The organism is Candidatus Accumulibacter similis (assembly GCA_013347225.1).
In the GTDB taxonomy this organism is placed as follows: Bacteria; Pseudomonadota; Gammaproteobacteria; order Burkholderiales; family Rhodocyclaceae; genus Accumulibacter; species Accumulibacter similis.
Genome location: CP054595.1, coordinates 4,712,556 through 4,736,751, shown reverse-complemented (window position 1 = coordinate 4,736,751; position 24,196 = coordinate 4,712,556). Strand labels below are relative to the sequence as shown.

Below are 24,196 nucleotides of genomic sequence, written 5' to 3'. Positions count from 1 at the left end.
GCGCGAGGTTCCATCGTGTGTGGCATTCACGGCATCTATCGTTTTGACGGGTTGAGCGTCGAGCCCGGGCTTCTCTCCGCCATGGGTGATCGCACCCGGCATCGCGGTCCAGACGACGAAGGCAGCCATCTCGATGGCCCCTGCGGCATCGCCATGCGTCGCCTGTCGATCATCGACCTTGCCGGTGGCCATCAGCCGTTGTCTAACGCCGACGGCAGCCTGTGGCTGGTATGCAACGGCGAGATCTACAACTACCGCGAGTTGCGTCGCGAGTTGCAGGAGAAGGGCTACCGATTCAAGACCGGCTCCGACTGCGAAGTGCTCATCCACCTCTATGACGCCGAGGGCGACGAGTTCATCCAGCGGCTGAACGGGATGTTCGATTTCGCCCTTTGGGACGCGCGTCGGCACCGGTTGTTGATCGGGCGTGACCGACTGGGGGTGAAGCCCCTGTATGTTCTGCACGACTGGCAGCGGCTGGCCTTTGCCAGCGAAGCGAAGGCCCTGCTGGCGTTGCCCGGCATCAGCGCCGAGCTCGATCGCGGGGTGCTGGCCGGCTACCTGCACCTCGGTTACGTTGCCGCACCCGGTTGCATCTTCCAGGGCATCCGCAAGCTGCCGCCGGCGACACTGCTGGCGGTCGAGGCGGGTCAGGTGCGCGAGTGGCGCTATTGGCGCCTGCCCGACCGCTGTACGCCGGGCGTATCCGAAAGCGAATGGTGCGACCGCGTACGGGTGCAGCTCGACGAGTCGGTGCGCATGCAGATGGTCAGCGACGTGCCGATCGGCGCTTTCCTTTCCGGGGGCGTCGATTCGAGTGCCGTCGTCGGCCTGATGGCCCGCCATTCGGAGCAGCCGATCCGGACCTACGCCATCGGTTTTGCCGGCGGCGAGGCCGAGGCCCTGTACAACGAGCTCCCCTACGCGCGCCGGGTGGCTGAGCTCTTTGCCACCGAGCACCGCGAGATCCTTGTCCGCCCGGATGTCGTTTCGCTGCTGCCCAGGCTCCTGTGGCACATGGACGAACCATTGTCCGATACCGCCTTCATCACCACCTTCCTCGTCTCCGAGTTCGCGCGCGAGGATGTCAAGGTGATCCTGTCCGGGGTCGGCGGCGACGAACTGTTCGGCGGCTACCGGCGCTACCTCGGCGGGCACTATGCCAGGCGCTATCGCAAGCTGCCGGCATGGCTGCGCAGCCTGGCGAGTCTGGTTGCCGCACGCCTGCCCGCCGACCGGCACGCCGGTCTGCTCAACCGGCTGCGCCTGGCGAAGGGCTTCATCGCCTCGGCCGGGATGAGTGCCGACGAGCGCTATCGCAGCTACCTGCAGGTTCTCGACCGGCATGCCGTGGCTGCCCTGTTGATCCAGCCACCCGGCCACGCCGCGGATCCGCTGACGCGCGCCTTCGCTGCGGCCGGCAATGACGACGAGCTGAACCGCATGTTTGCCGTCGATGCGGAAACGCAACTGCCGGACGATCTGCTGCTGCTGACCGACAAGATGAGCATGGCGGTGTCGCTCGAGTGCCGCGTGCCGCTGCTGGATCACCAGCTCGTTGAACTGGCGGCAGCGATCCCGGCTTCGGTCAAATTGCGCGACGGTCGGCTGAAGAGCCTGCTGAAGCTGGCCCTGACGGACCTGCTGCCGGACGACATCCTCAATCGCCAGAAGCGCGGCTTCGGTACCCCGATGGGTGCCTGGTTGAAGCGCGAACTGGCGCCGCTCCTGCGCCGCCTGCTGGCCCCGGCGGTCGTCGATGCGCGCGGCCTTTTTCATTCCTCGCTGGTGGCACGGCTGATCGCCGACCATGACGCCAACCGGATCGATGGCACCGATATCCTGTTGGCGCTGCTCAACCTCGAGGTGTGGAGCCGCATCTACCTCGACCGGCGTGACCCGGCCGATGTTGCGGAAGAGCTCAGGAGCTACGTGGCATGAACATTCTCTACATCTGCCACCGCTTTCCCTTTCCGCCGAAGCGCGGCGGCAAGATTCGTCCCTTCAACATGATTCGCCATCTCTCGGCCAGCGGCCACCGGGTGACCGTCTGCTCGCTCGCCCGTTCGGCGGCGGAGGCCGAGGAAGGGCAGGGGATTGCCGCCCATTGCGAACGCTTTGCGATGGGCCTCGTCTCCGAGCCGGTGCAGACACTGCGCATGGTTGCGCGCCTGCCGCTGACCACGCCCTCGTCGATGGGCTATTTCCATTCGCCCTCGCTCCGGCGGCAGGTTGATCGCCTGTTGCAGGCGGAAAAGTGGGACCTGATCTTCGTGCACTGCTCGTCGGTCGCACAGTACGTCGAACGTGTGCGGACGGTGCCGAAGATACTCGATTTTGGCGACATGGACTCGCAGAAGTGGCTCGAGTACGCCAACTACAAACCCTTTCCGCTGTCGCTCGGCTATCGTCTCGAAGGCAACAAGGTGCTTGCCGCCGAGAAGCGTCTGGCCAGGCTGTTCGATCTGTGCACGGCGACGACGCGCGCCGAATGGCAGACGCTCGAGGGCTATCACACCGGCGTGGCGACGGACTGGTTTCCCAATGGTGTCGATGCCGACTTCTTCTCGCCGGCGGTGGATGACCATGATCCCGACACCCTGAGCTTCATCGGCCGCATGGACTACTATCCCAACCAGGAGTGCATGACGCGCTTCTGCGCGCAGACCTGGCCGCTGCTGCGGGCACGTCGGCCGCAGCTCAAGCTGTTGATCATCGGCGCCGATCCGTCTGCCGACATCCGCCGCCTGGGCGAGTTGCCGGGCGTCACCGTCACCGGTTCGGTGCCCGACGTGCGTCCGTTCGTCCGGCGGTCGGCGTTGATGGTCGCACCGCTGAACATCGCTCGCGGCACGCAGAACAAGATTCTCGAGGCGATGGCGATGGGTGTCCCGGTGATCACCAGCCGGGTTGCTGCGGGCGGTGTCGACGCCGAGCCCGTGAAGCATTTCCTTGTTGCCGATACGGCAGAGGAATACTCTGACGCCATTCTGGGGGTGCTGCAAAACCGGGCCGAAAGGCAGAGATTGGCCGTCGCCGGTCGGCAGCGGATGCTCAGCAACCACGCCTGGTCGCATTCGATGGCACGGCTCGACGGGATCATCGAACGCTGCCTCAGGGATTTTTCGCACAGCAAAGGACAAAGCGCATGAAAATCAGCATCTTCGGTCTCGGTTACGTGGGCGCGGTATCGCTTGCTTGTCTCGCGCGCGACGGCCACGAGGTGATCGGAGTCGACATCGATGCCAGCAAGCTTGATCTGATCGCTGCCGGCAAGACACCGGTGGTCGAGGAGGGCATGGTCGATCTGATGGCGCTTGCCGCGAGCAGTGGCCGCGTTTCCGTGACCACTGATGCTCAGCGCGCGGTGCAGGACAGCGAACTCTCGCTGGTCTGCGTCGGCACGCCTTCGGCGGCCAATGGCAGCCAGGACCAGGGCGCGATCCTGCGGCTGGCGGAGGAGATGGGCCTCGCCATCGCCGGCAAGAGCACGCCGCATATCGTCGTCTTCCGGTCGACGCTGGTCCCCGGCACCGTCGAGGATATCCTGCGCCCGATCATCGAAGCGAAATCGGGCAAGAAAGACGGCGATGGCTTCTTCCTCTGCTTCCAGCCGGAGTTCCTGCGGGAAGGATCGTCGATCCGCGATTATGACAAGCCGCCGTTCACCGTCGTCGGGGCCAACCACACCTATCCGATCGATCGCCTGCGCGAGCTGTTCGGCAAGCTGCCCTGTCGCTTCGTCGAAACCTCGGTTCGCTCGGCGGAGATGATGAAGTACTGCTGCAACAATTTCCATGCTCTCAAGATCACCTTCGCCAACGAAACCGCCCGCCTGTGCGATGCCCTCGGTGTCGACCCCTTCGAGGTCATGAACCTGGTCTGCCAGGATACCCAGCTCAACATCTCGACCGCCTATCTGCGCCCCGGCTTCGCCTTTGGCGGCTCCTGTCTGCCGAAGGATCTGCGGGCGACCACCTATCTGGCGAAGATGCACGATGTCGAGATCCCGATGCTGGCGGGGATCATGCAGTCGAACCGCGATCACCTCGCCCTGGCGCTCCACAAGCTGCTTGCCCTCGGCCGACGGAAGATCGGCTTCATCGGCCTGTCGTTCAAGACCGGTACAGACGACCTGCGCGAGAGTCCGCTGGTGACGCTTGCCGAACAACTGATCGGCAAAGGCATGCAACTGGCCGTCTACGATCCGGAGGTCCACCTCGCGCGGTTGCTCGGTGCCAACCGCAGCTTCATCGAGCGCCATCTGCCGCACATCGGCGACATGATTCGTTCCGAAATACAGGACGTGATCGCCGAGTCGGAAGTCCTGGTGCTCGGCCTTGGCGGGCAGGACGTCGTCGACAGCCTGGTGCGTTGCTGTCGCCCCGAGCAGATCGTTCTCGACCTGGTTGGACTGCCCGACCGGCAGGCGATCGGCGCTGTCGTCGAGGGGCTTTGCTGGTAACGGGGCGGCAGGAGCTGAGGATGGCGAGTGCAGGCCTGGCGTTGTCCGGCGGTGGCGAGCAATGGCCGGCGGTCTGCGTCGTCGGCCCGCTGCCGCCACCATCCGGCGGCATGGCCAACCAGTGCGAACAACTGGTGCGCCTGCTGCGCGCTGACGGAGTGAGCGTGGAACTCGTGTGCACCAACCCGCCCTATCGACCGCCCTGGATCGGCCACCTGCCGGTGCTGCGCGCCGGATTTCGCCTGCTGCCCTATCTGCTGCACCTTTGGCGGGCGATCGGCAGGGCTGCGGTGGTGCACGTCCTGGCCAACTCCGGCTGGGCCTGGCATCTCTTCGCTGCCCCCGCAATCGTCGTTGCCCGCTGGCGCGACACCCCCGTGATCATCAACTACCGGGGAGGAAATGCAGACAGCTTTCTTGCCCGTGCCCCGCGGCACGTCCGCCGCCTGCTGGCCGCGGGCTCGCTGCGCGTCACGCCATCGGTCTTCCTGCAACGGGTCTTCGCCAGATACGGCCTGAGCGCCGAGGTGGTCCCCAACATCATCGACCTGTCGCGTTTCGCACCGGTGCCCCGACGATCCTTCGGTGACGCTCCCCATCTGGTGGTGACACGCAATCTGGAGGAGATCTACGACATTCCGACGGCACTGCGGGCCTTTGCGCTTATCCGCGCCGTCCTTCCGCAGGCGCAGTTGACGGTGGCGGGGAGTGGGCCAGAGCTTGAGCGCCTGCAGACCCTGGTGGGCGAACTTGGCCTGGGGAACAGCGTCCGCTTCGCCGGGCGCATCGCCAACGCGGCCATGCCGGCAGTCTACGCTGCGGCCGACTGCATGCTCAACCCGAGCACCGTGGACAACATGCCGAATTCGATCCTCGAAGCCTTCGCGAGTGGCGTTCCGGTGGTCAGTACCGATGCCGGAGGCATACCGGACCTCGTGCAGGATGGCGTCACCGGCTTGCTGGTTGCGGTCGGTGACGAGCAGACGATGGCACGTGCCGCGCTGCGCGTGCTGCAGAGCACCGAACTGGCGGCCGCGCTGCGGCAGGCCGGACTCGAGCAGGCGGCATCCTACGCCTGGCCGCAGGTCCGTGCTCAATGGCTGGCCGCCTACAGCCGGGTTGCCGGCGGGAGAGTCGCGTCATGAGTCTCTACACCGACCTCTGTTCGGGCCTGTTCTTTCCCCTGCATGAGCGCCTCAAGGGGCACGATTCGGTCGCCTTGCGCAAGCGGCTCGAGGCAAGCCAGTGGTGGTCGCCCGAGCAGCTTCGAGAGCTGCAGGTGCGGCGCCTGCGCGAGTTCCTGCAACGGATCGGCCGCGATGTGCCGCATTACCGCGACCTCTTTCAGGCCGTCGGCTTCGACGTCGACGCCGTACGTTCGACCGACGCCCTGCGTTCCCTGCCGCTGCTCGGCAAGCCCGAGATCAGGGCGAATCTGGGGCGGCTGCAGGCGACGGGACACGGTCCGCTGACGCGTTACAACACCGGTGGCTCGTCGGGTGAACCACTGATCTTCTTCATGGGCAAGGAGCGCAAGAGCCACGATGTCGCCGCGAAATGGCGGGCCACACGCTGGTGGGGGGTCGACATCGGCGACCGCGAACTGGTGGTCTGGGGCAGCCCGATCGAACTCGGCGCGCAGGATCGGCTTCGCCGCCTGCGCGACGCGCTGCTGCGCAGCACGCTCTTGCCGGCCTTCGAGATGTCGCCGGCAAATCTCGACCGTTTCGTGGCAACGATCGTCGCCTGCCGCCCGGCAATGTTGTTTGGCTATCCGTCGAGCCTCTCGTTGATCGCGCGCCACGCGCAGCGGCAGCAACGCGACATGCGAAGCCTCGGAATCCGGGTTGCGTTCGTCACCTCCGAGAAACTCTACGACGAGCAGCGAGCGCTGATCAGCGAGGTCTTTGGCTGTCCGGTGGCGAACGGCTACGGCGCCCGCGACGCCGGGTTCATCGCCCACGAGTGTCCGCATGGCAGCCTGCACATCAGTGCCGAGGACATCGTCGTCGAGACGCTGCGCCCCGACGGACAGCCGGCTGGGCCCGGCGAAGCCGGCGAGATCGTCGTCACACACATGGCGACCGGGGATTTCCCCTTTGTCCGCTACCGTACCGGCGACGTCGGCATTCTCGGCCGCCGGCCCTGTGCCTGCGGCCGGGGTCTGCCGGTGCTGGAAGAGGTCCAGGGACGGACGACCGACTTCGTGGTCGCCCGCGACGGTACCGTGATGCACGGCCTGGCGCTGATCTACACGGTCAGGGACCTGCCCGGGGTCGAGCGTTTCCGGATCGAGCAGATGTCGCTCGACCTGACGATCGTCCGCATCGTTGCCGGCCCAGCCTTCGACGCTGCGGCCGAAGAGCGTATCGTGTGCGACTTCAAGGCCCGTCTGGGCGATGCTGTCACGATCCGTGTCGAGCGTGTGCCGGCGATTGCCGCCGAGTCTTCGGGCAAGTTCCGCTACGTGGTCAGCCAGGTCAAGGCTCCTGGCTGCGATGGGGGCGCTGCCCATGCGTGACCTGCTGCTGGTCGGGATCTTTCTCGCCGTGCTGCCCATTGCCTTGCGCCATACGTGGATTGGCGTCCTGTTGTGGACCTGGCTGAGCATCATGAATCCGCACCGCCTGACCTTCGGCTTTGCCCAGGATGCTCCCTTCGCAGCGGCGGCTGCCGGGGTCATCTTCCTGTCGCTGTTCATTACCCGCGACAAGCTGCGGATGCCCTGGTCGCCGCCGGTCATCGTGTTGTTTCTGTTTGTCTTCTGGATGTGCATCACGACCGCTTTCGCACTCAATCCGGGGGACTCCTGGCATCAGCTCAACAAGGTGCTCAAGATACAGCTGGTGACGGCCATTGCACTGATGGCCCTGCACGAGCGCCGGCACATCGAACTGTTCATCTGGGTGAACGCGCTTTCGATCGGCTTCTATGGCTTCAAGGGTGGCCTCTACACGATTACCACCGGCGGCGGCGGCAGGGTCTGGGGTCCCGCGGGGAGCTTCATCGCCGACAACAATCATCTCGCCGTAGCCGTCATCATGGTGATTCCGCTGCTCAACTACCTGCGTACCGTCGCCACCCACAAGTACCTGCGCCTCGGGCTGTTGCTGCTGATGGTGTTCTGCGCTTTTTCGGCCTTGGGTTCGCAGTCGCGCGGAGCACTGCTGGCAATCGCTGCCATGACCATGGTCCTGTGGGCGCGGTCGCAGAACAAGGTGGCGACGGGTCTCATTCTCGCAGTGATCGGAGTCGCCTTGATCGCGTTCATGCCTTCCGCGTGGGAGGATCGCATGAGCACGATTGGCACCTACGAAAGCGATGGCTCAGCCATGGGCCGTATCCAGACCTGGCAGTTCTGCGCCAACCTGGCTGCGGACCGGCTGACCGGTGGTGGTTTCTCGATCTACAATGTTCAAAACTTGGCGATCTGGGGGGCCCCCGGCGCGCGCAGTGTGCACGTTGCACACAGCATCTATTTCTCGGTGCTGGGCGAGCACGGCTATGTCGGCTTGCTGCTCTTCCTGCTGCTCTGGTGGTTGGCGATGCGCCAGGCCGCACGCCTGCGCAAGGCCAGCAAGGGCAAGGCAGAGTTGGCTTGGGTGTTTCATCTGGCAGGAATGTGCCAAGTCTCTCTCGTCGGCTACTTTGTCGGTGGCGCGTTCCTGCAACTCGCTTATTTCGATCTCCCGTACAACATCCTGGTCATCCTGATCGTCACACAGCGCTGGCTGGATGCTGGTGGCTGGAAAGCGGGCGCAGCGGGGTCCGTGGCCTTGGCCGGGGGGAGCGCTCAACAACGATTGTCGTCAGCAACAGCGACGCATCAGGTGGCGCCCTCATGATCAGAACGATAGCCAACCTGCTGTCGCCGGCGGGAAGGAATGGGCGTCTCTCCATTCTCATCTTTCACCGGGTCGTTGCCCAGCGGGATCCGGTCTTTGACTGGAATCCGGACGCGATCGCGTTCGAACGGAGGATGCACTGGCTACGCACCTGGTTTCACGTTCTACCGCTGGACGAAGCCGTTCGTCGGCTGCGCGAGCAGTCCCTGCCGGCAAGGGCGGCGGCGGTCAGCTTCGATGACGGCTATGCGGACAACTATCATGTCGCGCTGCCGATACTGCAGCGATTGGGCATTCCTGCGACCTTCTTCGTCGCCACGGGCTACATCGACGGCGGCCGCATGTGGAACGATACGATCGCCGAGTCGGTCAGGCACTGCGGCAAGGACACGCTTGACCTTTCCGGGATCGGGCTTGGCAGACACGACATCAGTTCGCCAGAGACCATGCGTCGAACGACTGCTGTCCTCCTCGACGGCCTCAAGTACAAGGCGGCACGCGAGCGCAGCCAAGCGGCCGATCATGTGGCGCAAGTGGCTGGCTGCCGACTGCCGGCAGACCTGATGATGACCTCGGAGCAGGTGCAGGCGATGCATCGGGCGGGGATGCAGATCGGCGCCCACACGGTGAGCCATCCAATCCTCGCCGGTCTCGACCACGATGAGGTCCGCCGTGAAGTCGTCGGCAGCAGGGATTTCCTGGAGGATCTCCTGCAGGACCGCGTAGGGCTGTTCGCCTACCCCAATGGCCGACCGTCGCTGGACTACCGCGCCGAAGATGCTGACAGCGTGCGGGCTCTTGGCTTCGACGCGGCAGTGACGACGGCATGGGGCGTCGCCGACGCGGGCAGCGATCTGATGCAGTTGCCTCGATTCACCCCCTGGGATGGGACACGCCTGCGTTTCGGGGTGCGACTGCTGAGGAACCTGCTCGACGACTCCCGGCGGGCAAGCACGCAGATGGCCGGCTGAGTGTGGCGGCGGACACGCGATGACGTGCTGGCAGGATTACCGCAGGCGAGGATGGCAGCGAGGGACCTGCCCGGGGCGGGCGCATCCGGCCGCAGCGCCTGCCGTTGCGGATCGACCGTGGCCGACCAGCGTCAACGCGCCACGCATCGATCCTTGCCGCGTGCTGTGCTTCCTCCTTCAACCACAACATTCTTGAGAGCCGCGAACTCCTATGTCACTGAAGAAGATTGCCTCTGATTTCAAAGCGCGCTACATCGACGAGCGCCGTCTGCCGGCAGCAGCCCGGCAGCAGCTGCGGTGCGACCGTGTCGGCTTGCCGGCGCATGACGCGGGCCCCCTGATGGTCGCGGAGGCGGGAATAGAGTGGTTGAAGCGCTCACAGGACATGTCGGCCTACCGGGATGGTGGCTCGGCGCGCGATTTCAGCCTGCTCCGGGGGTGGGCCAGTTCCTACCCGGAAACGTCGGGTTACATCGTGCCGACCCTGATCGACTTTGCGGCACGGACCAACGACCAGCCTCTCGCCGATCGGGCGCAGCGGATGCTCGACTGGCTGGTCTCCATCCAGTTCCCGGAAGGTGGTTTCCAGGGTGGCAAGGTGGACGCCCCCGAACGCGTTCCCGTGACTTTCAACACTGGCCAGATTCTCCTTGGGCTGGCGGCCGGAGTGCACGCCTTTGGCGAGGCCTATCGTCGGCCGATGATCCTTGCCGCCACCTGGTTGCGTGATTCTCTCGATCCGGATGGATGCTGGCGGAAACACTCGACGCCGTTCGCCAGCCCCGGTGAGAAGGCCTACGAAACGCACGTTTCCTGGGGCCTGTTCGAGGCTGCACGGGTCGAACCCGGTCTCGGGTTTGGCGAGGCGGGACTGAAGCAGGTGCGCTGGGCGATGAGCAAGCAGATGGACAACGGCTGGTTTGCGAGCAACAGCCTTTCGTCGCCGGCCGAACCGCATACCCACACGATCGGCTACGTCTTGCGGGGCGTCATCGAAGCCTATCGATTTGCCGGGGAAGCCGACCTGCTGGCCGGCGCCGAGCTGACAGCCGACGCGCTCCTCAAGCTCATTGAGCCCGACGGGCGCCTGCCGGGCAAGCTGGACCGCAACTGGCGGCCCACTGTCGACTGGGTGTGCCTGACCGGCAATGTCCAGATTGCCGCCTGCTGGCTTCTACTGTACGGCCTTACCGGCAAGGCCGCTTACCGGGACGCCGCGCGGCGTGCCAACCAATATGTCCGGCGAACGGTTTGCCTGACCGGCAACCCGGATGTGGTCGGTGGCGTCCGCGGTTCCTTTCCTGTCGACGGGGAGTACGGGCGCTTCGAGTACCTCAACTGGGCCGCCAAGTTCTGTATCGATTCGCAGTTGATGGAAGCGTCCGTGGACAGTCAGCTTACCGGTGCACCCAATGGCCGCTGAGTGCCCGCAGGCACCCTGCAGTCTGGCGAGACCGCTGTCGGCGGTCGAGGCACCGGTGGGCCTGCGAGCCGACGCCAGCCATATGGTCGCCCCGGAGGTGCCAGCGCCGGGTTGCTCGCCGCCCTGCCCGAGAGGCGAAGCCGTGGCTCGGGGTTACGCCCGATGAGTCTGCGCAGCCAGGTACTCGCCGCGTTGCGATGGACGGTTCTCGGGCGGTTTGCCAGCCAGATCGCTTCCTGGGCGATCACCATTCTGGTGATGCGTTTCCTGCTGCCGGCCGACTACGGCCTGATGGCCATGGCGACGATCTTTTCCAGTCTGCTGGCGCTGGTCGCCGAGCTTGGCCTGAGTTCCAGCCTGATCCAGGAGCGCGACGTGTCGGATCGCCAGATGCGCCAGGTCTTCGCCGTGACTCTGCTCGCCAACTTGGGGGTCTTCACCCTCCTGGCGCTGCTCATCGCGCCACTGGCGGCCATTTTCTTCAGCGAGCCCCGCCTGCAGACGATCATTCAGGTCGTGGCATTGCAGTTCATCCCGGCCAGCTTTGCGGTCATCCCGGGTGCGCTGCTGCATCGGGACATGGCTTATCGTGGGCGCAGCCTGGTCGACTTCATGTCCAGCCTGGCCGGCTCGCTGCTCACTCTGGGACTGGCCTATACGTCACACGGTGTCTGGGCGCTGGCCTGGGGCGGTGTGCTCATGGCGACCCTGCGCGCTGCCGGTTACAATCTGCTCCGACCATACAAGGGTCTGCCGCTGTTCGACTTCAGTGGCAGCGGCAAGATCGTTCGCTTCGGACGCGATATTGCTGCCAACCAGGTCGTTTACCATTTCTACTCACAGGCCGACTCACTGATCGTCGGCAAGCTGCTCGGGCGGCACGACCTCGGCCTCTACTCGGTATCGATGGATCTCGCGTCGCTGCCGACCTCGCGACTCGCATCGATTCTGAATCAGGTGGCCTTTCCCGCGATGTCCAAGGTGAAGCGCGAGGGCGGCAGCGTCAATCCCTATGTTCTGAAGAGTATGCGTGCCATCAGCCTGGTCAGCTTTCCCGTGATGTGGGGCATGTCGAGCGTTGCCCCGGAGATCGTTGCCGGACTGCTGGGCCGCAACTGGGTCGGTGCCAGCTTGCCGCTGATGTTGCTCTGTCTGATCATGCCATTGCGGGTTCTCGGGCCGATCGTCCACGCCGCCCTGCAGTCGGTGGGTCGCGCCGATGTCAGCTTCAGGAACACGTGCACTACGGCCGTGGTCATGTGTCTGGCGTTCATCATCGGCTGCCAGTTTGGCCTCGTCGGCCTTGCACTCGCGTGGGTGCTCGCCTTTCCGTGCGTGTTCCTTGCGAATCTGGTGCGCGCCTGTCCGCATCTCGATCTCCAAGTCGCCGAAGTCATGGGCGCGGTGGGCAGATCCGCGCTGACCAGTGGCGTCATGTACGGCTGTGTTGCCCTGGCTCGCGAACTCCTGGCTCTGCCGCCGTTGCCGCTGCTGCTCCTGCTGGCGGTGGTCGGCGCCGTGGCCTATCTGGCAGCGAGTGCGCTTTTCAACCGGCGGGGCATCGACGAAGCGCTGGCGCTCCTGCGACCAGAGCGGCAGCCCACGGTCACCGAAAGGGAGGCTCGTTCATGACGACAGGCAAGGCGACTGCGGTAGTCGTTGGCGACGGCTTGAATGCCTTGGGTATCGTGCGCAGTCTGGCCGAGCGGCGAATCCCGATGGTCCTGATATCGAGTGGCAGAGGCCCGGCCTGCCACAGTCGCCATCCGCGGCACCACGTCGTGAGCGAGACGGAAGGCGAGGCGCTGGTCACCGCTCTCAAGTCGATTGCCGCGACCTTGCCGGCCAGACCGGTTCTCTTCCTGACCGAGGAAAAATCGGTCACGACCGTCTCGGAACGTCGGCAGGAGGTTGTCCCCGATTACCTGATCACTCTGCCGGACCAGGCAAGACTGGCGAGCCTGATGCACAAGGAAGGTTTCCAGAAACTGGCGATCGACTTTGCCTGTCCTGTTCCGGCCGCGGTTCGTCTGCAGCAGGAGAGCGACTTGCAACGTCTGCGCGAGTTGCGCTTTCCCTGCGTTCTGAAACCGGCGTTCAAGCACTACGGCTACGGCGACAGATTCAAGAAAGCCTACGTGGTGGCATCGGCTGCCGAAGCAGCGGAACGCTATCGCGAAATCGCGCCGGTGCTCGCCGATCTGATTGTCCAGGAGTGGATTGAAGGGGAAGATTCGGACATCTACTTCTGCCTGCAGTATGTTGCCGCCGATCAGCGCACGGTGGCTTCCTTCGTCGGCCGCAAACTGCGCTCGTGGCCGCCACGGATCGGCGGCACTGCGAGTTGCATTTCGGCTCCGGAGCATCATGACGAACTCAGCGACATGACCTCGATCTTCTTCCGCCAGGTGGGCTTCGTGGGCATGGGCAGCATGGAGTACAAGCGGGACTCGCGCGACGGCCGCTTCTACATGGTGGAACCGACCGTCGGCCGCACTGATTTCCAGCAGGAGGTTGCCACGGTCAATGGCGTGAACATCCCGTTCGCAGCCTACTGCGAGGAAACCGGGGCTGCGTTGCCGCCGTGGCACTATCTGCAGCCAGCGAAGATCTGGCGCGACCCCGTCGTTGACCGCTGGGCGGCCGAGGAACAGGGCAGCGCCAGAGCCCGTCCTGCTGCCGACATCGTCGATGCCTACTGGCGGGCCAACGATCCGCTGCCATGGTGCGTACTGACCTTGGAGAGAGTGCGCGCACGCTGCCAGGTGCTGTTGTCGGCGCTGAGGTAGGGGATGCCTTACCAACGTCTACCCTATGCCGACTGGGGCTGGGCCGAACTGCGGGCCGTGCTGGCGGCAATCTGCTGCGGTCGGATACGCCGCGGTCCGGGCGCCAGGCAACTGACGGACGGACTTGCCAAGTTGTTGAATGTGCCGCAGGTCCTGGCGGTCAATTCCGGTCGCACGGCTTTGCGCATCGGTCTGGAGGCCATGATCCAGTTGCGACCGGGGCGCAACGAGGTGATCGTTCCCGCCTTCATCTGTCCGGCAGTCATCGAGGTCGTCAACTCGCTCGGGTTGCTGCCGCTTGCCGCCGAGGTCGGCGCCGACCTCAACCTTGACCCTGGTGCGTGTGCGCAGCGGATTGGCAGCAGGACGCTGGCGATCATCGTCGCCCACATGTATGGTTGCCCGGCACAGATCGAAGCCTTCGAGACCCTTGCCAGCACGGCGGGGGTATTCCTGGTGGACGACGCGGCGCAGGTTGTCGGCGAGTCCGTCGGCGGCCGCATGCTGGGGACCTTCGGGGACTTCGGCGTGCTCAGCTTCGCGCAGTCGAAGTGCGTGGTTACCGGCGAGAGCGGCGGTGGCGGCGCCCTGATCTGTCACGAGAATGAACTCCTCCCGCTCGCGCGGGTGCGGGTCGAGGCTCTGCCGCCGGCCGGCGGCCGGCTGCGGGCGCTGGCCGCCTTCGTCTGGAACTACCTGCTGGAATCGCACACCGCGTCTCTGAGCTATCGCTGGCAGCGGCTGCGGCAGCAAGTCCTGGGCGGCCGATCGCGAGCACTGGTGCCGCGAAGGATTGCGAACCTGGATGCGCGGCTGGCCATGGTGCAGCTGAACTCATTGTCGCGACGGCGCGAGCAGCGCCTGCGGATTCTCGGCCATTATGCCGATGCGCTGGCGTCGGTCGGCGGCTCCTGGCACATGCCGCAGTTCTCGCCTGGACGATACCTGGCGCGCGTCATGGTGTCCATGCCGCCCGGTATCGACCTCGCGTCGTGCCAGCGGCAACTTCGGCAGGAGTCAGTCTGCACGCGGCAAGGCTACGCAACCTATTCCGGTGGACCCTGTTCGGCCCGAGGATCGCCGGACTTGGGCACGAGGCTGATCGAATTGCCTGCCTATGCCGACATGACGGCCCAAGATGTCGCAGAGGTCTGTCAGAGGCTGCAGCGTGTCGCTGCAGCGTATCGAAAATGTATTGCCAACTGCCAGGACGGAGATGACCATGAGCGACGTTATCAATAGCAGTGAACAGGACGCGGTAACTCCGGCGCGCGCCGTCTGGCCCGTGATGGTCCTCGCTCACAACGAGGAGAGACATATTGGCTCGTGTCTCGAGAGCATCTTCGCTGCCGACCCGGACGGCCCTTTCGAGGTATTCGTCATGGCCAACGGGTGTACCGACGGGACTGAGGAAGTCGTCCGCGCGTACGGCAAGAAGGACCCGCGCGTTCATCTCGTCTCGATCACGCTGGGCGACAAGTGCAACGCCTGGAACGTCTTCATCCACGAAACCATCCCACAGCAGTGCGCCGGGCAGGACATCTATTTCTTCATGGACGGTGATGCGCGTGCCGTTCGAGGCTCCTTTTCGGCAATGGTCCGGTCCTTGAGAGCCGAACCGCAGGCGCAGGCCGTCGGCGTTCCGCCCGCGTCGGGGCGCAGCATGCGCCATGACCGCGAGGAACTGCTGCGTGAGCGAGGGCTGGTAGCCAACCTTTACGCCTTGCGCGGCTCCTTCGTGGTACGCTGCCAAGAGACTGGCGTCAGAATTCCGCTCAGGCTCGAAGGCGACGATGGCCTGGTCGGTGCACTGGTGAAATGGGACCTGGATCCCTCCCAGCCAATGAACGACCTGCTCATCGCTCCCTGCGCGGACGCCGGCTTCACTTTCGAGTCCTTTACCATCTCCAGGTTCGCGGATGTCCGCGCCTACTGGCGACGCATGGTGCGCTACGGCCGCAGGGGCTACGAGTTCAAGCTTCTCGGACCCCGTCTGCAGGCAGGAGGAATTGCTGCGATGCCGAAGGACATTCGCGAGATCTACGGTGATTCCGATCGCCTGTCTCTGACCTGGAATGGTATCTACACGCTGACGAACTGGTTTGCGTTGCGGGAAATGCGCGCAATTGGTCGCAGATAGGCAGCCGACGGTCAGGAGGAATGCCGGCGCCTGCAGTCACGGCACTGCCGCGTCGCGGCGTTGCTGCTGCCGGCACGCGTCGGCCGCCGGAGTTCTTGCTCGGCCAGTGGGAGATGGGTGATGAGTGACAGTGAATCGATGGAAACCGGCGACTACAGGACGAGCCACATTGACCGCGGCGACAACTATGACCGCCATCTTGCCCGGGAGCCATTTGATGCCTACATGTGCGACATGGAGCGTGTCCACCTGCAACACATCGTGCCGCAGCTGTTTCCGGACGGAACAGCCAGGTATCTCGATTTCGCCTGCGGCACGGCGCGCATCACGGAGATCGTTGCACCCTTCGCACAGGAAGCAATCGGCGTCGACGTATCGCCGAGCATGCTGGCGGCGGCGCGTCAAAGGTGTCCCGATGTGCGCTTCGTTGAAGCTGACCTGACCAGGGTCGCTGCCGACCTTGGCACCTTCGATCTGGCGACGGCGTTCAGGTTCTTCGGCAATGCGGAAGCGGTGCTGCGTCAGCAGGCGCTGCAGGTGCTGGCGCGGTTGGTCAGGCCCGGAGGCTATCTGATTCTCAACAATCACCGCAACCCGCGTGCCGTCTACGCACTGTTGCACCGCTTGACGGGCGGACGGCCCGAGATGGACCTGACCCACGCGGGGCTGCAGCGACTTCTGGCGCAGCACGGCTTTCAAGTCGTCAACAGCGTGCCGATCGGCGCCTGGCTGTACCGTTCGAGGATGCTGGGGCAAGTGCGGACCCTCGATGGTGGATTGTTGCGCCGCGAGGCGATCTTTGGTCACCGGCTGCTGGCGCCGGTTGCTCCCGATACGATTCTGGTTGCGCGTCGTCGTGCCTGAGATCGAGCACGGTGCTTGCGGCGAGCCGACGGGCGATACCGGCCTGCGGCCCTACGAGTTGGCCAGCGCGCGCCTGCGGGCGATCTACCAGTTGCCGGCGGTGCTCGAGCGTGCAGCCGTGATCGAGTTTCATCTCCAGGATCATGGGCGGGTGGTCGATGGCGGGTGGCCAGCGGATCTGGTGGTGAGCTGCCGTCTGGTGGGGGACGGCTGCGCGTCGTCGATCGCGACGCCAGTGAGCAAGCGGCTGCACAGTTGCCAGGCGTCCTACCACCAGCCGCTCCCCTTTCACGCGGCAAGTTTCGATCTGGCGATCCTGCACCATACCCTCGATGATCTGGCGGCGGCGTTTCCGCAGCGACGTCCTCGCGAGGTCGCCGCCGAGTGGCTGATGCGGATTGCATCCATTCTTCGGCCGGGAGGGGTGGTCGCCGGCTGCGGACTCAACGCCAGTAGCCCGCGTTGCTGGCGTTGGCGCAAGGGAGGGGAGACGTCAGGCACGTCCGATGTCGCGGCCCTGGGCGTGCTTTCGTGCCAAGGCACCTTGCTCGGTGCCGGATACCGCGATATCCAGGTGTGCAACCTGTGGCCTGACCCGCAGGCCCCGAGTACCATTGCCGCGGTCGAAGGGGAAGCCTCGCGCCGGGCGTTCCGCTACGCGCTGGAGTCCTCGCGTGCCTCGTTGAGCCGCTCCGGCTATCTGGTGCGTCGGGCGGTCGTCGAGTTGGGCCTCAACCGTCTCCTCGAGCGGCACCTCTTCTATTGGGGGCGCCGGCCGTGTTGAACCTTGTCCGGCAGGCCCTGGTATCGAGTGGGCTGGTGGAAGCGCAAGCCAGACTGGTCTTCAACGTGATGGTTTCGCGCGGCGAGGCGATTGCGGTGGACGTCTGGGATTCTGGCAAGGACGCGTGGTATCACGTCCAGGCATGCTTCTACTACGATCTCAGCGAACGCTTCGACAGCTATTGCCTGGCGCACGAGCGCTTCCGTGAGCGCACTCCCAAGCCGCTCGTCCACCTGCGGCTTGACGGTTGGAGCCTGCTGATTGCGACAGCCTGCGAGCACCGGGTGCTGAATGCCGGCGATCTGACGGCTGCCCGTGGATCGACACGGCTGCTCGAGCAGCTGATCGGCTTCTTCGCCGCCGCCAGAACCATAGCTCTCGACACTACGGGCGCCTGCCGTCACGATCGTTTCATGGCCGAGGCCAGTGCTTTCCTGGCAGCTGCTCCCGCTGCGGGCGGCGCGCCCCTGCGTTTTCTGGAGCGGGCCGACCGGACTCTGTGGTCAGACATTCCCCACGTACCACAACATGGTGACTTCGTGCTCAACAATCTTGGTTCGGCGCGCGGCGACCTGCTGGTTTTCGACTGGGAGGACTATGGTGCGACGGCGCTTGCCGGCTTTGACATCTTCATGATCAGTCTCTCAGTCGCCGGCATGAGCGCGAGGTCGGCATGCCTGATCCGCGATACCGAGGATCCGTCAGCCTGCCCGTGGTTCTTCGCGCCGCGCGCCTGCGCGGTGTCGGCACTGCCCTATGCGAGATTCCGCCGCGCAGTACCGCTCTACCTCGTCGTTTTCAGGTACCTGAAGCGCAATTACGGACAGGAGGTTGGTCAGCGGATCGACACCATTCTCGAGCAGGTGTTGTGTTGACCAGCAATGACGAGCGCTGAAGAAGCGCTGTCGCCCAGTCGGCAGCTCGTTCGTGGGTCGGCGTGGATGGTTGCGGCCAGATGGGCAACGCGCCTGATCGGGCTGGTCAGCACCGTCATCCTGGCACGGTTGCTGGCCCCTGAGGACTTTGGCATCGTCGCGATCGCCCTGATTGCAGTCGGTCTGCTGGAGACTGTCGGCTATGCCGGTGTCGATCTCGCCCTGATGCGTCCCGGAGCGAACAGCCGCGAGCACTTCGACACGGCTTGGACCATCCAGATCATTCAGGGGCTGCTGATCGCCGTGCTGCTGGTCGTGTTCGCTCCGTGGGTCGGGCTGCTGTTCTCCGAACCGCGCACGGTCGGCGTCGTGCAGGTGATCGCGCTGCGTCCGCTGATCAGCGGTTTCGAGAACATTGGCGTCGTCGCCTTCCGCAAGGAGCTCGATTTTGCCAAGGATTTCCGCTTCACCGTCTATACGAAGCTGGCGAACTTCGCGATCGTCGTCGGCTCGGCGTACTGCTTGGAGAACTATTGGGCGCTGACCATCGGCATGACCAGCGGCAGCGTCATCGCAGTCATCCTGAGCTATCTGATGCACCCCTACCGCCCGCGCCTCAGTCTGGTCCATGTGCGTGAGATGTGGGGATTCTCGCAGTGGCTGATCATTTCCCGAGTTGGTAGCTTCCTCAATCGCAAGACCGATGAGGTGGTCGTCGGTCGCCTGCTCGGCACGAGCGTCATGGGGGGCTACCACGTCGCCAACGAACTGGCGACGATGCCCAGTTCCGAGCTGGTCATGCCCCTGCGCCGCGCGTTGTTTCCGACGCTGTCCAAGGTGGCAGGGGCGCGCGACGACTTCGAGAAGTTGTTCTGCCTGAGCCTTGCGGCGATAGCCGCATTGTGCTTCTCGGTTGGCTTCGGGCTGATGGCGGTTGCTCCGGAGTTCGTGCCGCTCGTTCTCGGTGGCAAGTGGCTGGGGGCGATCGATGCCATGCGCTGGCTGGCTCTCTACGGCGCCTTCTCGTCCCTGGTCCTGACGCTCGAGATGCCTTTGTGGGTGATGGGGCGTACCCGCCTGTCAGCGGCGCAGACCTGGCTGGAACTCGCACTGTTGGTGCCGATCGCCTTTCTGGCGGCGCATCTCAAGGGTATGGAGGGTGTGGCGATGGCGCGTGTGGCGGTATCGATTGCGGTGCTGCCAGTGATGCTGCACTTCGTCTCGTCGTCCTGCATGATCCGGATCGGCACGCTCTATGGAGCGCTCTGGCGTCCCTGTCTGGCGGGATTGGCAATGTACGGCATCCTCGCCGTCCTCGCGTCGCTGGTTGACGCACCCGTTGCGCTGCTTCTCTTGCTGAAAGTGCTTGCCGGGGTGGTGATCTTTCCCAGCGTGCTGGTCGTTCTCTGGCTCGTTTCCGGCCGCCAGGCGGGCATCGAGAAACAAGCCGTGGGCACGATCGTCAGACTCGCCGAGCGCCGGTTTCGCGGTTGACCGTCGCACACACGCTGCTTCCGTTCCTGCGTTGGCTCGACGGTGGCAGTGCGTTTTGACTGCTTCCGGGTCCGACTCGTCCGTCGTGCAGGAATTTCATCCAATGGCACAGTGCCTTGACCAAAGACGCGGGGCGTTTATAATCCGCATCGGTACGGTCGTAGAGGCGCTTCAGTCCAGTGAAGGGCCGTCTGCTGTCGTGGCTACACCAGCGCTTGGTACCGTCGCTCGTGGCGCGGCGGATGGCTGCCAATCGTTCGATTCCCAGCACTTGCCGTGCAGGGTCTTCACGGCGCCCTGCGGCACAAGGTCCACTCGACGACAGAGCATGCGCTCTGCCGCCACCTCAGACGAGGGTTCCAGCATGCTTGGCGAAGGAAGGAAGCTGCTTTCGTTGATGCGGGGTGTCCGCAATCCGCTGCCCGCGGTGCTCGATCGTCTGGGGCAGCGGCGCCAGCCCTATGTGCTGCGCCGGCATGACGGCGTCAGCATCGAGGTGCGGCCCGGTGTGGGCGATCTGTTTGGCTTCTATGAGATCCTGCTGCGCAACGACTATCTCGCATCGGGGCAGGTGCTCAAGGAAGGCGATACGGTGATCGACGTCGGTGCGAACATCGGTTGCTTCTCTGTTCTGGCGGCGCGTGTGGTCGGACCGAAGGGCAGAGTCTTGGCCATCGAGCCGGAGGAATCCACCTACCGCCAACTGGTGCGCAACATCGAACTGAACCGGCTGAACAACGTGACGGCTCTGAAGCTGGCCGTCGGTGCGGAATGCGGCGCACTCAAACTCCACTCGGCTAGCAATCGACTGTTCAGCTCCTTCTACACGTCCGTAAATGGCCAGGTCGTCGCTGGCATGGACCAGGACGTCGAGGTCACGACCCTGGCGGAACTTATGGCCGCGCACGGAGTGCGCGGCTGCGATTATCTCAAGCTTGACTGCGAAGGCGCGGAGCACGAGATCGTCCGGACGATGTCTGCAGATACTGCGCAGCGGATTCGACAGATCACCGTCGAGCTGCATCGGGTCCCCGGGCATGATGGTGCGGTGTTCGCCGATCGGTTGATCGGGTTGGGGTACGAGAAGGTCGGCTCGAGCACACTGCCGTATTACCGACGGCGGCCGGTCTAGCAGTCGCTCAGACTGAGGGTCGAGACACGAGAAAGTGTCGCCCCATGCGGTATGGACAAGCCACGGCTTCCTGTTCGACCGGCGTGCTTGCCGATTTCTCTCTCCTTGTTCCAGGCCCACGCTGTCCATGCCAGCGCTGGCCGGCAGGCGTCTTCTCGGATCTGGCAGGCCGGTTCACGCGCTACTGCCCTGACAGGCCTCAAGCAGGCGGGCCAACTCGGCCGTCCGTTCCCGGCGCGACGCCTGGCGCACGATCTCGGGGCATGGCGGTGCTGCCGTCGCCTGTCGCAGCTCGGTGACGAAAGCCATGAGCTGGGCGGCGATCGCCTCTGCCGAGTCGAGCGGTGCGACGTGGCTGACGCACGCTGCCCGCAACGTTGCCGCGGTGTCGCCGGCAGGATCGGTGAGCGCCAGGATCGGTCGACGGGCACGCAGGTACTCATAAATCTTGGCCGGGATCTGTGCGTTGCAGCACGAAGCCTGCAGAACCAGCAGTCCGTCGGCGCGCAGCATCTCTGCAATTGCTGCCCGATAGCCCACCGCCGGCAGGCATTCGATCCAGTCATCGACCGCATGCTCCCGGGCAATTCGCGTCAGCATGGCATCATGAACCGCGGCCCGGAAGCGAATCTTGAGCTGTCCCGGCGCAAGCATTCCCGTCTCCTTCAAAGTCTGCAGAGCTCTCAGCAGTTGCGTCGGGTCGCGCTCCATCGGGTATACCAGTCCGCTGTGCAGCAAGGTTAACTGGCCGGCATTCAGGGGTTCGGGTGGGCGGTCCGTGGGCGCCGTGGAGGGGAAGCTCTCTTCGTCGTAGCCATTCTCCAGGACGACGATGCGTGCAGCCGCCTCGGGGTAGCGCCGGCGATACTCACGTGCGGCACCCGGCGTCGTGAAGGTGCTGAACCTGGCCTCGCGCACTGCCGTGCTCTCTATCTGAATGAAACTCTCCCGGGTACGCGGGTTCGCCGGATAGCCCTCCTGCGCCATGGGATCGCGGAAATCGGCCAGCCATGGCACCGCCGTCCGCCGGTGGAGCTGAGCTGCGATCAGGTGGGCTGTAGCGATGGGATAGGTAGACCAGATGACATCCGGTCGGTAGTCCCTGATCATGCGCAGACCCGTGCGCACGGCATCGAACCTCCAACTCACCCATCGGTCCGGACGTGCCATCCACGCCAAGTGCCTGCCGTGTATGGCGAGATGACGGGAGGTGTCGAGGGCGAAGGCGCGATGGATGACCGTGCCGGTCGGGACTTCCTGCAGGAGGTCATCGCTCGTTCGTTCGTAGGCGCGGGGATCAGCAGTGACGACCAGGGGCTGCCATCCGTATCCCGGGAGGTGTTGAACGAACCGGAGCGTGCGCTGAATGCCGCTACTGCCTGCCAGGGGCGGAAAATGGTAGGCGATCATCAGGACACGCTTCATGGTCGGTTCCTCGGCGACGGTCGTAGGGGCATGAACGTTGCAGGTGCCGCCGCCGCGTTGGGCGCCCGACTTGCCCACGGCCCGAACCAGGGCAGTGCCAGCGGCTGCCTCGTCAGGCTGCGTTGGCGTTGCGGCGGAGCCATTGCTCTAGCATGGTGAGGATCCATACCATCTCTCCATAGTAGCCCGGGTGCTGCGGGAGATGCTCGCGCAGAAGCCTGTCGACGAAGTCGCGGCGGACGATCCCCCGCGTTGCCAGCGTATCGAGCGAGTCCCTGGCCAGTTCGAGCAGCGCCGGATTGCGCGTTGTCCAGACGCCGAACGGCAGTCCGAACCCCTTCTTCTTCTTGCTGATGATTTCTTCGGGCAGGAAGCCGCGCAAGGCTTCCTTGAAGAACCAGCGCAGTTTGAAGCGACGAAGCTTCCAGTCCGGTGGCAGGTTCATCGAGAAGTCGGTCAGGCGATCACTGAGCAGCGGATAGGCAACCGCGATCCCGGCCATCTGCGTCGCCCCGCGGACCTTCGGCAGGTCGCTGTCGGCAAGCGTATAGCGCCAGTCGTAGGCCAGCATGCGGTTGATCAGGCTGCGGGCCTGGCATTCGTCCCAAGTCGCCTGCATGTGCCGGACCGGTTCATGCACATCGACCCCGGCCAGGAAATCGGCGTTGAGCACCTGCGCCGGATCGAGTTGCATGAGCAGGTTGAAGCTCTGCAGCCGGGCTGGAAGTGTCACCCGTGAGTGACGCACGTAGCCGGTCGCCTGCTTCAGGCCGGGGATTCGGCGCAAGGGGCTGCCGTCTGCACACATCGGTTCGATCGCCTGCCTGATCGGCAGCGGTACGCTGTGGTAGAACTCGAACAGCCGCTGCATGGCGTAACGGGAGTTGCCACCGAACAACTCGTCGCCGCCGTCGCCCGCCAGCATCCTGCTGCAGCCATCACTCTTGGCGACCTGGGCGCAGTAGTAGGCCGGCAGAGCCGACGAGTTCCCGAACGGCTGATCGTGGTGCTGGGCCACGGCCGGGATGCTCGCCAAGAGATCCGATGGTGTCACGTAGTACTCGTGGTGCTCGCAGCCGAATTGCCGGGCGGCGATGCGGGCATACTCCATTTCGTCGTAACCTTCGGCGTCAAAGCCAATCGAATACACCGGTGCCGCCGTGCCGGTGATCTGGCAGAGCATGCCGGCGACGGTCGAACTGTCGGTGCCGCCCGAGAGAAAGGCGCCGACCCGTTGCTGCCCGGCGAGTTGTTCGGCAACGCTGTCGCGGATCAGGCTGCGGAACGAGTCGCGTGCGGCATCGAAGGAAGGACGACGTTGCTCGTCGAAACGCAAGGGCCAGTGGCGAATCTCGCGCACACCCTGGTCGTCGACGAGCAGCGCATGCGCTGCCGGCAAGCGCCGTACCTGGCGGAAGATCGTCCGCGGCGCCGGAATCATGTGAAAGTACAGGTAATCGAAGATTGCCTGCGGGTCGAGTTGCTGGTCGTGCCCTGGGATGCAGTCGGCGCGGTCGGCGAACGCTAGGGTCTTGCCGTCGGTGAAATAGCACAGGGTCTCGATGGCGAAGCGGTCGACGGCGAGGAAGATCGACCGACGCACGGTGTCGACGATGACCAGCGCGTAGCCACCGCTGATGTGCGAGGTGAGATCGACACCATGTTTGTGCCAACCCGATAGCATTGCGGCAGCAAGAGCTGCGGGTGGCGCCGTTTCGGCATCGCTGTGCGCGCTGTAGCCAGGCGAGCCCATCAGCGAGCAGATGGCGCGATCGTCGCGCGCCACGTGCTCGCCCTGCAGCGCGATCGACCGCATCAGTTCCGGAGACGTTGCGGAGCCGAGAAGTTCGGTCAGATCCAGGTGGCCGGATAATCTTGCTTTCATTGGTTTCGGGTTCGCCGGGCCGGGTTGGCGGTGTTGTCGGTCGCCCCGGGAGCCCGATAAGCCGGCAGCGATCATCTGGCAGTGAGCCATCTCCTCGTTCGCGA

Annotated in this window: 17 protein-coding genes and 1 pseudogene; 16 read left to right on the top strand and 2 right to left on the bottom strand. The window is 64.6% G+C overall.

Going from position 1 to position 24,196, the window contains the following annotated elements; genetic code table 11:
- Positions 1-15: 15 nt before the first annotated feature.
- The 16 genes and pseudogenes from asnB (at position 16) to HT579_20815 (ending at position 20,782) form a co-directional block, all read left to right on the top strand.
- Positions 16-1,941, top strand: a complete 1,926-nt coding sequence (asnB, locus tag HT579_20890; GenBank protein QKS31164.1) for an asparagine synthase (glutamine-hydrolyzing) — start codon at positions 16-18, stop codon at positions 1,939-1,941.
- A complete protein-coding gene (locus HT579_20885; GenBank protein ID QKS31163.1) occupies positions 1,938-3,152 on the top strand; it encodes a TIGR03087 family PEP-CTERM/XrtA system glycosyltransferase in 1,215 nt (404 codons plus the stop codon). Before asnB ends, HT579_20885 begins: the two co-directional genes overlap by 4 nt.
- Positions 3,149-4,465 (top strand): UDP-glucose/GDP-mannose dehydrogenase family protein, encoded by a 1,317-nt coding sequence (locus HT579_20880; GenBank protein ID QKS31162.1) that lies wholly within the window; start codon positions 3,149-3,151, stop codon positions 4,463-4,465. Before HT579_20885 ends, HT579_20880 begins: the two co-directional genes overlap by 4 nt.
- Before the next feature lie 20 nt (positions 4,466-4,485).
- Positions 4,486-6,986: pseudogene (locus HT579_20875) on the top strand (glycosyltransferase).
- The gene (locus tag HT579_20870; protein ID QKS31161.1) at positions 6,979-8,310 is read left to right on the top strand and encodes a putative O-glycosylation ligase, exosortase A system-associated; all 1,332 of its coding nucleotides are present in this window, start codon (positions 6,979-6,981) and stop codon (positions 8,308-8,310) included. Before HT579_20875 ends, HT579_20870 begins: the two are co-directional and overlap by 8 nt.
- Positions 8,307-9,281 (top strand): polysaccharide deacetylase family protein, encoded by a 975-nt coding sequence (locus HT579_20865; GenBank protein ID QKS31160.1) that lies wholly within the window; start codon positions 8,307-8,309, stop codon positions 9,279-9,281. Before HT579_20870 ends, HT579_20865 begins: the two co-directional genes overlap by 4 nt.
- A 211-nt stretch (positions 9,282-9,492) precedes the next feature.
- Positions 9,493-10,704 (top strand): hypothetical protein, encoded by a 1,212-nt coding sequence (locus HT579_20860; protein ID QKS31159.1) that lies wholly within the window; start codon positions 9,493-9,495, stop codon positions 10,702-10,704.
- Between the two features lie 162 nt (positions 10,705-10,866).
- The gene (locus tag HT579_20855; GenBank protein ID QKS31158.1) at positions 10,867-12,336 is read left to right on the top strand and encodes a lipopolysaccharide biosynthesis protein; all 1,470 of its coding nucleotides are present in this window, start codon (positions 10,867-10,869) and stop codon (positions 12,334-12,336) included.
- Positions 12,333-13,493 carry an FAD-dependent oxidoreductase gene (locus HT579_20850; protein QKS31157.1) on the top strand — a complete coding sequence of 387 codons (1,161 nt, stop codon included), beginning with the start codon at positions 12,333-12,335 and terminating at the stop codon, positions 13,491-13,493. Before HT579_20855 ends, HT579_20850 begins: the two co-directional genes overlap by 4 nt.
- A 3-nt stretch (positions 13,494-13,496) precedes the next feature.
- Positions 13,497-14,735 (top strand): DegT/DnrJ/EryC1/StrS family aminotransferase, encoded by a 1,239-nt coding sequence (locus tag HT579_20845; GenBank protein QKS31156.1) that lies wholly within the window; start codon positions 13,497-13,499, stop codon positions 14,733-14,735.
- Positions 14,710-15,633, top strand: a complete 924-nt coding sequence (locus HT579_20840; GenBank protein ID QKS31155.1) for a glycosyltransferase family 2 protein — start codon at positions 14,710-14,712, stop codon at positions 15,631-15,633. The genes HT579_20845 and HT579_20840 overlap by 26 nt, the downstream gene beginning before the upstream one ends.
- A 120-nt stretch (positions 15,634-15,753) precedes the next feature.
- Complete coding sequence (locus HT579_20835) at positions 15,754-16,497, top strand: class I SAM-dependent methyltransferase (GenBank protein QKS31154.1); 744 nt, start codon at positions 15,754-15,756, stop codon at positions 16,495-16,497.
- On the top strand, positions 16,490-17,281 hold the full coding sequence (locus tag HT579_20830; GenBank protein ID QKS31153.1) for a hypothetical protein: 792 nt from the start codon (positions 16,490-16,492) through the stop codon (positions 17,279-17,281). Before HT579_20835 ends, HT579_20830 begins: the two co-directional genes overlap by 8 nt.
- On the top strand, positions 17,275-18,156 hold the full coding sequence (locus HT579_20825; protein QKS31152.1) for a phosphotransferase: 882 nt from the start codon (positions 17,275-17,277) through the stop codon (positions 18,154-18,156). Before HT579_20830 ends, HT579_20825 begins: the two co-directional genes overlap by 7 nt.
- 6 nt (positions 18,157-18,162) lie before the next feature.
- On the top strand, positions 18,163-19,650 hold the full coding sequence (locus HT579_20820) for a lipopolysaccharide biosynthesis protein (GenBank protein ID QKS31151.1): 1,488 nt from the start codon (positions 18,163-18,165) through the stop codon (positions 19,648-19,650).
- Between the two features lie 364 nt (positions 19,651-20,014).
- Positions 20,015-20,782, top strand: a complete 768-nt coding sequence (locus HT579_20815; GenBank protein QKS31150.1) for an FkbM family methyltransferase — start codon at positions 20,015-20,017, stop codon at positions 20,780-20,782.
- Between the two features lie 174 nt (positions 20,783-20,956).
- Here HT579_20815 and HT579_20810 read toward each other — a convergent pair whose 3' ends face one another.
- The gene (locus HT579_20810) at positions 20,957-22,207 is read right to left on the bottom strand and encodes a glycosyltransferase (GenBank protein ID QKS31149.1); all 1,251 of its coding nucleotides are present in this window, start codon (positions 22,205-22,207) and stop codon (positions 20,957-20,959) included.
- 112 nt (positions 22,208-22,319) lie between these two features.
- Positions 22,320-24,092: an asparagine synthase gene (locus HT579_20805; protein QKS31148.1), complete on the bottom strand. Its 1,773-nt coding sequence runs from the start codon at positions 24,090-24,092 to the stop codon at positions 22,320-22,322.
- Positions 24,093-24,196 lie beyond the last annotated feature (104 nt).

What these genes read in the sequence shown, in the direction of transcription:
- HT579_20885 (QKS31163.1), top strand. Translation starts at nt 1,938, where the DNA reads ATGAACATTCTCTACATCTGCCACCGCTTTCCCTTTCCGCCGAAGCGC.
- HT579_20880 (QKS31162.1), top strand. Translation starts at nt 3,149, where the DNA reads ATGAAAATCAGCATCTTCGGTCTCGGTTACGTGGGCGCGGTATCGCTT.
- HT579_20870 (QKS31161.1), top strand. Translation starts at nt 6,979, where the DNA reads ATGCGTGACCTGCTGCTGGTCGGGATCTTTCTCGCCGTGCTGCCCATT.
- HT579_20865 (QKS31160.1), top strand. Translation starts at nt 8,307, where the DNA reads ATGATCAGAACGATAGCCAACCTGCTGTCGCCGGCGGGAAGGAATGGG.
- HT579_20860 (QKS31159.1), top strand. Translation starts at nt 9,493, where the DNA reads ATGTCACTGAAGAAGATTGCCTCTGATTTCAAAGCGCGCTACATCGAC.
- HT579_20855 (QKS31158.1), top strand. Translation starts at nt 10,867, where the DNA reads ATGAGTCTGCGCAGCCAGGTACTCGCCGCGTTGCGATGGACGGTTCTC.
- HT579_20850 (QKS31157.1), top strand. Translation starts at nt 12,333, where the DNA reads ATGACGACAGGCAAGGCGACTGCGGTAGTCGTTGGCGACGGCTTGAAT.
- HT579_20845 (QKS31156.1), top strand. Translation starts at nt 13,497, where the DNA reads ATGCCTTACCAACGTCTACCCTATGCCGACTGGGGCTGGGCCGAACTG.
- HT579_20840 (QKS31155.1), top strand. Translation starts at nt 14,710, where the DNA reads ATGACCATGAGCGACGTTATCAATAGCAGTGAACAGGACGCGGTAACT.
- HT579_20835 (QKS31154.1), top strand. Translation starts at nt 15,754, where the DNA reads ATGAGTGACAGTGAATCGATGGAAACCGGCGACTACAGGACGAGCCAC.
- HT579_20820 (QKS31151.1), top strand. Translation starts at nt 18,163, where the DNA reads ATGACGAGCGCTGAAGAAGCGCTGTCGCCCAGTCGGCAGCTCGTTCGT.
- HT579_20815 (QKS31150.1), top strand. Translation starts at nt 20,015, where the DNA reads ATGCTTGGCGAAGGAAGGAAGCTGCTTTCGTTGATGCGGGGTGTCCGC.
- HT579_20810 (QKS31149.1), bottom strand. Translation starts at nt 22,207, where the DNA reads ATGAAGCGTGTCCTGATGATCGCCTACCATTTTCCGCCCCTGGCAGGC.
- HT579_20805 (QKS31148.1), bottom strand. Translation starts at nt 24,092, where the DNA reads ATGAAAGCAAGATTATCCGGCCACCTGGATCTGACCGAACTTCTCGGC.